Annotated in this window: 8 protein-coding genes; all 8 read right to left on the bottom strand. The window is 60.1% G+C overall.

Features of this window, described 5'->3' with window-relative positions:
• Positions 1-2156, bottom strand: a 2156-nt coding sequence (locus JNL55_RS11640) for a serine hydrolase (RefSeq protein WP_293852994.1), incomplete at its 3' end; no start/stop codon positions are given.
• Positions 2157-2202: 46 nt separating this feature from the next.
• Positions 2203-4338 (bottom strand): M1 family metallopeptidase, encoded by a 2136-nt coding sequence (locus tag JNL55_RS11635; protein WP_293852993.1) that lies wholly within the window; start codon positions 4336-4338, stop codon positions 2203-2205.
• Positions 4339-4357: 19 nt separating this feature from the next.
• Entirely contained in the window at positions 4358-6883 is a 2526-nt protein-coding gene (locus tag JNL55_RS11630; protein ID WP_293852992.1) for a TonB-dependent siderophore receptor, read from the bottom strand.
• A 119-nt stretch (positions 6884-7002) separates the two neighbouring features.
• Positions 7003-8046: a FecR family protein gene (locus JNL55_RS11625; RefSeq protein WP_293852991.1), complete on the bottom strand. Its 1044-nt coding sequence runs from the start codon at positions 8044-8046 to the stop codon at positions 7003-7005.
• 8 nt (positions 8047-8054) lie between these two features.
• Positions 8055-8579 carry an RNA polymerase sigma factor gene (locus JNL55_RS11620; protein ID WP_293852990.1) on the bottom strand — a complete coding sequence of 175 codons (525 nt, stop codon included), beginning with the start codon at positions 8577-8579 and terminating at the stop codon, positions 8055-8057.
• Positions 8580-8722: 143 nt separating this feature from the next.
• Positions 8723-9250 (bottom strand): tetratricopeptide repeat protein, encoded by a 528-nt coding sequence (locus JNL55_RS11615; protein WP_293852989.1) that lies wholly within the window; start codon positions 9248-9250, stop codon positions 8723-8725.
• A gap of 108 nt (positions 9251-9358) precedes the next feature.
• Entirely contained in the window at positions 9359-10468 is a 1110-nt protein-coding gene (locus JNL55_RS11610; RefSeq protein WP_293852988.1) for a serine hydrolase domain-containing protein, read from the bottom strand.
• Positions 10465-11410, bottom strand: a 946-nt coding sequence (locus JNL55_RS11605; RefSeq protein WP_293852987.1) for a M16 family metallopeptidase, incomplete at its 5' end; no start/stop codon positions are given. The genes JNL55_RS11610 and JNL55_RS11605, both read right to left, overlap by 4 nt.

Here is an 11410-nt window from a genome sequence, read left to right as displayed (position 1 = left end):
CCGTGATACTCCTTGTCCTTGGCAGGCGCTTTCGGCGGCGTCGGCGGCTCGCCGGATTCTGCCGCCAACCAACGACGATACAGCTCTTGCATGCCTTCCACGCGCAACGCTTTGGCGTTGGGCAAAGCATTGAACCCTGAGCGCTCAGCGCTGGCGAAAGAGTAGGACAACGCTGTGACTACCGGCCGGATGCCGCGATACGCAGCGAGAATGCCGTCGCTGGTGAATGAAACCGCTTCGTTGTCGTAGGTGAGTCCCGGCATGCCTTTGAGCCAGGTCATCGAAGCTGGCGGAACGGCGCGCACCGTTACTTGCAGCGGATTACGAGCGCTCATCACTTTCGCTTGCGACAGCTGCGTCACCGCCAGTTTCGCCTTATCACGCATGGCTGCGTGCACAGCTGCGACCGGATAGAGCTCGGCTGTCTTGGCGCTCGTGGCCTTCTTGGTCGTCACGTACTGCAGCCAAGGCATGGTGCGCAGATCGTTGGCCAATCTATCGTCGCCCGAAGCGAAAATCACTGGAATGCCGGCACGGCCGTATAACAATCCCACCAGCTCCGTTTCAGTGATCGAGTGCCCTTCCAGCAGCAGCTCCACGCCGATGGTGTAAGTGTGAGAAGCAAATCCACCGCTGCCGCTCTTGGCATGCATGCCGACCACGACTACAGCATCGTAGTCGCCGGTCTCCGCTAGATCGGAGTACGCATCGAAACGCGTCGGACGAGATAGCAACTTGGCGCGAGGATCGAGTTGAGCGACCAGAATATCGGAGTCTGGATTGCCACTGCCGTGACCGTCGACGATCGTGACCGACTGCGCGCCGCCAGCGAATAAGCCATCGACAACAGCGTTGACGTCAGCAATCAGAAACTGCTGACCCTGCGGATATTTGGGATGGCCATGCAGGAAGCTGTACGGATCGTCCTGGCCGGCCAGTCCTTCCATGTCGTGGATCAGCAGAATGCGAGGCTTGGCGCCTGGGCGAATCGTCGGCGGCGTGGTCGTCCAGGCCGCGACTGTGCTCGCAGGCTCGGACGCCGGGCTTGTGAATATCGTGCCCAGGTGCTCGCCGACTTCGATGATGTCCGACTTGCCGCCGTATGCATTGAAATTCACGGCGACGACCACGTCGTCTTCGAAGTAGTTCAGAAACATCGTGGCCACGCCTCTGGCGCCGCCGGAATGACCGATCCAGGGCCGGCCCTTCGAATCCTTTCGCACAAAGAAGCTCAGCCCCTGATTTTGCGACGCCTTGCCCCAGGCGGGAATGTCACCCGGGAAACCCGCCGGCAGCTGCAGTCGATACATCTCACGCAGCGTTTCCTTCTTCAGCAGACGTCCCGCGTTGAGTGCGTGACCGAACCGACACAGGTCTTCGTCCGTGGAGAGCATGCCGCCGCCTGCGTAAAACGAGCTCGCATCCTCGTAAGGCGTGTTCTGCAATTGCCCGTCGACACGGACGTAGCCCCGACCGCGCCGGGCCACGATACGCGAAGGAACATCGAGGGAGGTGTCGGCCATGCCGGCAGGTTTCCAGACCTCTTCCGTGAGGAAATCCTCGAATGATTTTCCTGAGACGGTTTCGACGATTCCTTGCAACAGATTGGTGGCGTATGAGGAGTACGAACTGCTCGTTCCAGGCTTGAACAACAACGGATCGTCGCGCCATGGGCGCGTTGCTGCTTCGAAGTTATCGAAGTGCTGGATGCGGGTTGGCGTGACGCCGATTTCACCTTTCTTGTAGTGCCGGATGCCGGAGGTATGGGTCAGGATGTTCCAGACGCTGATCGGGGCTTCCTTGCGAGGGAACCAAGGCAGATAGGTTTGCACCTCGTCTGTGAGCTTGACCTTGCCGCGTTCCACCAAGCGCATGACCGCCACGGCGGTCAGCGGCTTGGAGACTGAGCCAATGTTGTGGATGGTGCGGCCGTTTTGAGGGACGCCGCTGTCGAGGTCAGCGACGCCGACGCCTTCAGAGAAGACGACCTTGCCGCCTATCGAGACGCACGCCGATGCGCCGGGCGCACCCGCCTGAATTCGAACCTGCTCGAGGTATGCCCGGGCAGCGTCGGACTTCGCGTTCGACGCGAACGCCGAGGTCGCGCACAGCGCGAGCGCAATTGTGGTTACAGATCTAAAGGCGTTTTTCATCATGGCTAAGCTCTGAATGCTGGCTCGGTGCTGGCGCTGTGCGCGCGCTTCAATGTTTCTGACTGAGTTCTTGCTGCGGCATGTCGGCGTCAGTCGATCCGCTGTATCGGTTGTTGCTGGAATCCGAATCCGCTGTCTGTTGCCGCGGATCGATCTCGGCGACCGACAGCGTTTTAGCAGTGACGTACTGCCAGGTGACCTCTCTGGCACTCCGTCGCCAGATTTCCGCCGGGATGCGGACGGTCTCGGTGCTCCCATCATCGAATGTGAGGTCGAGCAGAATGGGCATCACCACGCCCCCCACATTGCGAAACCTCAACCAATAGAAGTTCTTTTCCTGCGCGCGACGGCGAGTCACTGCTTCGATGGCGATATCGACATGCTGAGTCGAGTAAAACCACCCGCGCCAAAACCAATCCAGATCGACTCCTGAAGACTCTTCCATGGTTCGGAAGAAGTCATACGGCGTCGGCCTTTTGAATCTCCACCGTTGCGCGTACTCGCGAAACGCTCGATCGAACAGTTCCGGCCCCAGCACTGTGTCCCTCAGAATCATCAGCGCCGTACCAGGCTTGGTGTAAGCACCGCGCCCGTAATTAGGTAATGCGTCAGGCTGAGTCATGATCGGGGCATGCTTCGGCGACAGCATGTATGCGATCACGTCGCGTGGTTGGCCTTGGCCGTCGAACGAGGACAGCCCGAGTCGTTGCAGGGTTCGGAACTGCAGATACGTGGTCAGGCCTTCGTCCATCCAAGCCCATTGCCGTTCGTCGGAATTGACGATCATGGGCAGGTAGTTGTGACCGACCTCGTGAATCACTGTGTCGATCAGCAGCGTTGTCGCCTTGCTTGCGTCGGTGCCTTGCGTCAGCCGTGAGCCGTTGAAGCTGATCATCGGATACTCGACGCCATTCGGCGCTGCTGCGCCGACCGGGCCGTTCACGGACTGTGCGACTGGGTAGGGATAGGGAAACGTCAGCTCGGAGAACGAGTGCAAAGTATCCGCGATGGCCTGCGTGGACACGCCATCCCAGAGCGAACTCGCCACGCTCGGATAAAAAGACATGGCCATCACGAGTGGTTGTTCTGACGAGTCCTGTCGAACACCCATGGCATCCCAAATGAACTTCCGCGACGACGCCCAGGCAAAGTCACGAACGTTCTTCGCAACGAACAGCCAAGTCTTGCTCTTCTCGCCGCCGCGCCCATGCTCGGAATTTTTCTCGCAATCGACGCGGCCACGCTCAATGGCCTTATCGCAGTTGAGCCGGCCGCGCTCGGCAGCGGCGGCTTCTTGCGGCGTCACTATGTACACTGGCTTGCTGCTTGTACGCGCCTTCGCTAGGCGCGAGCGTTGTTCGTTCGTCAGCACGTCGGAGGCATTGCTGAGCTCGCCGGTCGCACTTACCAAGTGATCGGCCGGCACAGTGATCGTCACCCGATAGTCGCCAAACTCGAGTGCGAACTCGCCGACGCCAAGGAAGGCCTTGTTATGCCACCCCTCGTAGTCCGAGTAAGCCGCCAATCTGGGAAACCACTGCCCCGCCTGAAAGATGCACGACCCGCCCTCGGCAACCGAGAAGCACTCGTAGCCGCTGCGATCGTAAATGTTGATGGTCTCCACCAGCGGCAGCGACCACGCCACACTGAAAATGAACTCGCCCCCGCCCGGCGTCACAGCCGAAGGCAACTCAACCCGCATCAACGAATCCACAACCGTGAACGCCAACGCCCGCCCGGAAGAATCGCGCACACTCTCAATCGTGAACCCGCCCCGCCCCTGCTCTTGTCGCAAGGCACGACGAATATTCCTCTCAGTCAGCTTGGCACCCGACACAGGCCGCGCCAGCTCTGCGACGGAATCGCGCTTGAACACATTCTGATCGAGCAACAGCCACAGATACCCCAACGCATCCGGCGAGTTATTTCGATAGACGATGCGCGCGGTCCCACTGAGCGACCGCGCTTGCTCATCCAAGCGAACATCGATGTCGTAATCGACTCGCTGTTGCCAATAGCGATGACCAGGTGCACCGGACGCCGTGCGGTAGTCATTACCCGCCGGCCATAACTCGCCATCGAGCTGACGAAAGCTATCCACGAAGGCCGACCGGTGCCGCTCACTCCCCTCCGCGTGAGCGGCACCGGCGACCAGCATCGCCAGCAAAACAACTAGCCAGGGCATGACCGCAACGACAGCGCGGTTAGAACCGATAAGAGACTTGGCCGATGACCGCCCGGCTCGGGTTCACAAAGACCGAGCTGCCGACGTTGTTGGAGTTAGGGCTGTAGTACTCTTCATTGAGCAAGTTGGTCGCAGACAGCTGCAAGCGCCAATGCTCCAAGTTATAGAACACGCGAGCATCCACCTCGGTATAGGCGCCGAAGTCGAACTCGACCCGACCGCCGTCGGTGGAGCGCTGCGTAAAGAACGTTTCCCGGCCTCGCTTGTGAACCACACCGGCGCCGAAACCCAGACCGCGCAGCACACCGTCCTGCAGCTGATAGCTGGTGAACAAGGAAAGGCCCATCTTGGGCGCGTTCTCAGGCTGATAGCCCTTGAATTCGCCATCGATGTATTCCGGATCCATCACGCCGAGCGAGCCGTAGATTTCCCAGCCCGGCAATACTGTGCCTTGCGCGGCCAGCTCGACGCCTCGGCTGCGTTGTGTGCCCAAGGGCACCACAAATCCTGGCGACGCCAGATTGCTTTGGGAAATATTGCTACGTTCCATGTCGAACACCGCCAACGAATAGGCAAAGCGTCGACCGATCTCGCCCTTCAGGCCGATCTCCTTCAACACACCTTCCTGCGGATCGATACGCACGCCCGGAGAGATCAGGCCGGCCTGAACTTCGAACGTTTCGCCGTAGCTGGCGTAGAGGTTCAAGTTAGGCGTCAGCGCATAGGTCACGCCGAACTGGCTCGTGACCTTGCTGTCTTCGGTGCTGCTGCGGACCGGCGCATTGGTGAGCACACGAACGAAGCTATTGGTCTCGGCTTTGGAATAGCGGCCCGCCAGCAACACAGTGAGGTTGTCGATGGGCCGAATCATCGCCTGCGCGGTGAAGCCGGAGTTCTCCGCCGTGGACCCGACGTAGTTATAAGTCGTGTACTGAGAGAGACTCGTAGGCTGCGCTACCAACGTGTGATACGCAGGATCGTACAAGCTTGGGGCAACCACTCCGGTTCGCTGCGCTAACAGTCGCGGTCCATGAGCATCCGTGTTCTCGGCGTAGTCGGCGCCGAAGAACAGCGTGTGCTTGCGTCCAAACAGCTCGACATCGCCGTACAGATTCACTTCGCCGGCCGTCAATTGCCAATCGACGTCTTGGAACCGCACGATGATGGACGACAGCGCTCGACCGTCGGGCCGGATGACGCCGGTGTGTTGCAAGTAGTTGTAGAACTCCAAGTCCTGCCGGTTGCGCTGGGCATTCACACGCAGCGTCCAGTCGTTGTCGAAGTGATGCTGGAAGCCGCTGTGGATCAGCAAAACTTTCTTATGCTGATTTTCGCCCCAGTCCTGGCCGGCGTAGAACGAACGCGGCAGATTGACCACCTTCAACAAGGACTCATCGTAACCGAGTGTGCCGACCGTCGCCGTATTGCCGAAGTACTGGAGCGGCACGGCAGGCACAGCCGTAACGCCGGTGTCCTGATAGTCGACATGCAGGAAGATCTTGGTGTCATCGCTGAACTTGTACTGCACCGTTGGCGCAATCACGGTGGTGTTCTTGCCGGCGTAGTCCAGATACGAGTTCTCGTCCAGCTTGGCCCCCACCAGCCGATAAGTGAGCGTGCGGTCCGAATTCAACGGGCCGTACAAATCTATCTCGCCGCGATAATGATCGAAGCTGCCGCCCTCGACCTTGACCTCACCGCCGAACTCTTCCTTGGGCATCTTGGAAATGATGTTCAGCGTGCCCGCGATGGAGTTCTGGCCGTACAGAGTCGAGGTCGCGCCCTTCACCACTTCCAATCGCTCGAACGGCGCAAAATCCAAGTTCGAGTCCACCAGCAACCGGAAACCGTCGATCTTTACAGCATTGTTGCTCTGTTGACGGAAGCCCCGGTAATAGTTGACGGTGAAGTTATCGAGCCGGTGCGTGGTGCCGCCGGTCGCGTCGATCTTATAGACATCTTGAAAGGACTTGATGGCAGCGAAATCCATCATGTCACGAGTGATGGCCATCACCGTCTGCGGCGTGTCTTTGATCGACAGCGGCATCTTGAGTGCGGTGCTGGCTTCGTTGTCGTGGAAGTACAGGGCCTGTACCACGACCTCTTCCAGCTCGTGCGTCTGCGAACTGCTGTTGCCGCCCTGGACGACGCCACTATTGCTGTTCGATTCAGCTTGAGCCAGCGCCAGATGAATGGCCGCGGCGCTGCCCGTCATGGCGCGAGGCGATGTGGTGTTCGTCACGGGCACGATACTGACCGTGTTGGAATCCATGAATTGGAACGTCAACCCAGTGCCGTTCAACATTCGATTCAGCGCTTCCTCAATGGTCAGATCGCCGGAAACGCCTTGCGTCTTCACATCGCGCACATCTTCGAACATGAACACGACGCGAAGGTCGCGCTGCTTCTCAAAGACTTCCAGCGCCGCGCCGAGCGGTTGAGCTGGAATATCGACGAGGCGGCGCACGGCGGCGTCGGCTCCAGGGCTCGCGGCAATACCCGCGGCGGACAAACATAAAGCGGCAACAGCTGCAGCCAGGCGCATGGTCACACTCCCCATTTTATTGGTGTCGGATGGCCGTCGTTTGATTGGTGACGACTTCATACGATTTAGAGCGTGAGCGAGAGGGGGATGGCTACTGCGAGTGAATGAGTTTTTCCAGATTACTTTTTCAGGGAGACATGAATCTCACGATTCCTCTCCACCACCTGCACATCGAAACGATGCCGCAAGAACTCGATCAAGCGCGCCTGTTCGTTGGGAGCAAACGTGCCGCGAATATGAAAGTCGCGCAGCGCCGGATCGTCGATCACGATGCGTTGCGAATTGTGACGATTGAATTCTTCCACCGCGTCCGCCAGCGGCGCACCGTCGAACACCAGCTTACGCTCGGTCCAGGCGATAACGTCGGCGACATCGGCCGTGCGTGGCTGCTGAGCAATCACAGCATCGGCCACGGATATCTGTTCGCCAGCGACCAGCACGACATTGGCTGCCGGTGCAGCGCCTGAGACCAGGCTCGATACGCCGACTTTGCCGTGGACCACGGTGACCACTGTGCGGGACTGCCGACGATTCACATCGAACTGCGTGCCCAACGCTTGCACCCGAGCTCGGTCACTGCGCACGACAAACGGCCGATTCGGATCTTTCATCACTTGAAACAACGCCTGCCCTTCGAGCAGATCGATGCCGCGTTCGCCTTCTGAGTAATGCACTCGCAAGCGTGACCGTGAGTTCAATTCGACGACGGATCCGTCTGGAAGCGTCAACGCACGCTGCTCTCCCGCCTCGGTCGAGTACGTGTTGCGCTGAAGTCCATAGATAAGCGTGGCCCCGATAGCGACGACAGCCACAGAAGCAGCCAGCGACAACGTCACCCAACGGCGCGATCGCTTACTCGCACCTTCTGCAGCCGTGGTAGAAATAGTTCGCGGCGGCAGATGCACGACGTTGTGCTCAGCCTCAGCAGCGGCAGCCATAGCCGCCGCGTCTCTCACACCAGAGCCGGCCAGGGCCGACGATTCTTCCCAGGCCGCGGCCACTTCTATATAGGCACGCACATGCTCCGGCGAGCGACGCAACCAGCGGTCGAAATTGGCCCGGCCGTCGGCATCGACCGCATCGTCATTGAATTCAATGAACCACGCCGCCGCCTCTTCTAGCGTTAGAGGGTTGAGCGTGGCTGGTGGCTTCGCATTACTCATGAGCTTCCTTACGCCCGTTCCTGCAGGCCCTGCCGGATATGGAGCAGCGCCCGGGCCAGATACTTTTTCACTTGATCGCGCGACACGCCGAAACGATCCGCGATCTCCTGGAGCGACAAGCCGTCGCAGCGACTCCACACCAGCGTCATGTAGGCGCGCGGCGAAATCTTCTGTAGCGACCCTCCCAGGGCTTCGAACAGTTGTTCGGTCTCGACTTCGTCGGCGGGATTGCCTTCAGCAGCCTGTTGCAGCTCCGCCGCGAGGTCCGGCAATGCCACCGACTCGGCTGTCACCGTCTGCCGCAAGGCATGCTGATGCAGGACGTGGCTAGCGACGGTGAACAGGTAAGCCTGCGGATTCCGGATGGTTTCGTGGTCGTCGATGCGGAGCAGACGCAGGAATACCTCCTGCATCAGGTCCGGCGTATCGGCGGCGGCATTCCGTAGCCGAGCGGACAGGAAACGCCGCAGCCGTTGGCCTTGCGTTTTCTGGATGGAAACCAGGAATGCTTGTTTGCTTTCGCTGGACGACACTGTGCGTTCCCGGCCGCGAACCGGCCTTGGCACAGCATTAGAGCGATTGCCGGGGGGCGATGGCTACTGGGCCGGCAAGTATTTTTGCCGGCCCGTGACCTGTTGAATGAGCCCCCTCCCGGCGAGGGCTGGCCCGGACCGCCTTACTTGGGCGATACGCCCATGAACGCTTCGCCGGCACGCACGTAGTGCCAGATTTCGTCCGAGCTGCGAGCGAAGGCCTTGGCGAGCAGTTCTTCGCCCTTCTCGCGTTGACCGGTGCGGATGTACCAGGCCCCTACTTCGGCCTGGCCGCTGTCATCTTTGGGGTCGCTGGCGAGCGCACGAAGGAACAGCTCTTCGGCCTTGGCATTCTCGCCCGCCTCGGCGTAGACCCGAGCGATGCGGAACCAGTCGCTGGCCTCGGATTTGCCGTTCAGCACTTTGTCCAGCAGCGCCTGACCGGTGGGCTTGTCGCCGGAGAGGTAGTAAACACGGGCGATCTGGATCAGCTCCCAGCTGCCGCCGTTGGCCAGGCGTTCGGCTTCCTTCAACGCGGCAATGCCAGCTTCCTTAGCCGGCTTACCGGTGATGATGCTCATGCCCGGGCCTTTGATCTTGGCGGCATAGCCGATCCCGACGCCGGCCGTCAGACAAACCGCCGCCATCGTCAATGCAGCGACCTTCTTCATTGTTTGTTCCTCTGCGGACTCCATGGATGGAGCGCGAAGAGTACTGCAGGGGCCGGCCTGCGACCACCCGGGATCGCCTATGCCAGAAGTCCAATGCCGCGGCGCGAACTAACGTGCTGACAGGAAGATCGACAGCGCCTCGCGATTCATTTTGCCGGCATCCATCGCACCATTGCACAGCGTGATGGCCGAGAGCTTCTGCTCGGGAATACGCAGATAGTCGGCACGGAAGCCAATGAACGAGCCCGAGTGTCCGATGGCCTTGAGCCCTTCCAGATCTCGATGCATCAAGCCGAAGGCATAAGTGCTCGGCTTGCCGTCGGTCAACGGCTCGGTGCTTTGCAGTTGTTCGATGAGCGCAGCACCGCGAGTGCCGAGCACGTTGTTATAAAAATTCTGATCCCAGCGCACCATATCGCGCACCGTGGTCAACAGGCCGCCGTCGCCGACCAGGTCAAAGCTGGTTTGAAACGCACCCTGTCCCGCGCCTTCTTCCGGCTTCTTGGTGAAATAAGCCGTCGCCCGGTTTGGCACGATGCGCGTGCGATCATCATGGAAGTGAGTATTGCGCATGCCCAGCGGCGCAAAAATCTTCGCCTCGGTGTACTGACTCAGCGACTGGCCGCTGGCCCGTTTGACGATCACAGACAGCAGGAAGTAGCCCGAGTTGCTGTACTTGTATTGCGAGCCCGGCAGGAAATCCAGGCCGTCCTGTTTGGCGATCAACGCAATCGCTTCGGCTTCCGGAATGGAATCGGCATAGCTGCGACCCGAGCTGCTCCACAAATCCAAGTAGTCGCGCAAACCGCTGGTGTGATGGACCAGATGGCGCACCAGAATCGGTTTCTTGTATTTGCGAATCTCCGGGACGTACTTACGAATGTCATCGTCCAGGGAAATCTTGCCTTCTTCGGCCAGCAGCGCAATGGCTGCCGCAGCGAACTGCTTGGACACCGAGGCGATGTAGAAGACGGTGTCCGGCGAGATCGCAACCCGGTAGTCCAGATTGGCCATGCCGTAGCCGCGCTCATGGACCACTTGGCCGTCTTTCACCACCGTGACGGCGCAGCCCGGACCATCGGTTCGACTCACCGGCGCGAACACCGCATCGACCCGCGAAGAAACGTCTGCGACGTCAGCATCTGAACGTGCCGGCAGGCTGACGAGGCTCGAACCAATAACAGCAGCGACTGCGATCCACAGGAGATTGTTTTTCATAGCGACGGGCCGCGAGCGGCTTCGATGACCTTTGCTTCGCCGATGCCCAGCGCATCGAGCTCTGCTCGTATCTTCGCAAGATCGCCGGCCACAATCCATGTCTCGCCTCGATTCGCCAGCAGCTCGGCGGCCAGGCGGCTCACCTCCAGCGGCGTTACCGACTCGATTCGTCGCGAATACGACAGCAAGTAGTCGTCGGGCAAGCGGTGAAGCGCGATCTGGCCCAAGGCCGCGGCCACTTCCTGATGGGTTTCCCAAGAGTCGGGTAGTTCGCGCACTGTTACCTGCTGTATGCCCAGCAGCGATTCAGCCACCACGCTCGGATCACTGGCGAGTCGATCCAGCTCCCGACGCATTTCCACCAAAGCCGGTGCGGTTTTATCGGTTTGCACCAACGACTGCAGACGCCACGATCTCGCACCGACCTGATTCGACAGCGTGCTGACGACGCCGTAAGACCAGTTCTTGTCAGTGCGCAGGTTGCGATTCATGCTTTGCCCCATCAACCGGGTCAGTAATTGCAGAGCCGGCTCGCGCTCACGAGCATGCGCCGGCGCTGGCAACAGTAGCTGCACGCTGGATTGCGAAGCGCCAGGCGCGTCGATGAGCCAGAGCGTCGACTTGGTGGTCCGCGCCACACTGGCTGGCGCGGCTCCCAGTGCATCTCCGCCCGCTTGCCAGGACGCCAGCAGCGACTCCAACTGCGCCTTCAGCTGGGGCAAAGCAATGTCGCCGACGACGGCCAAGGTAGCGTGATCCGGACGCATCCGGCTTCGGTGGAAACGCTGGATGTCCGCGCGAGAAACCGCCGCTATGCTGCCGCTATTCTGCAATCGGCCGTATGGATGGTTCGGGCCGAACAGTAATTGCGGACCGAACCAATCGGCGGCAGAGATTGCGTGGCTGGTGGCGTTGGCGAGCAGCCCGAGATGACGAGCCTTG

Origin of the sequence: Steroidobacter sp. (genome assembly GCF_016790065.1) — a bacterium.
Lineage (GTDB): Bacteria > Pseudomonadota > Gammaproteobacteria > Steroidobacterales > Steroidobacteraceae > Steroidobacter.
The sequence above is the reverse complement of the archived record's forward strand: the minus strand, read 5'-3'. Positions and strand labels throughout refer to the sequence as shown.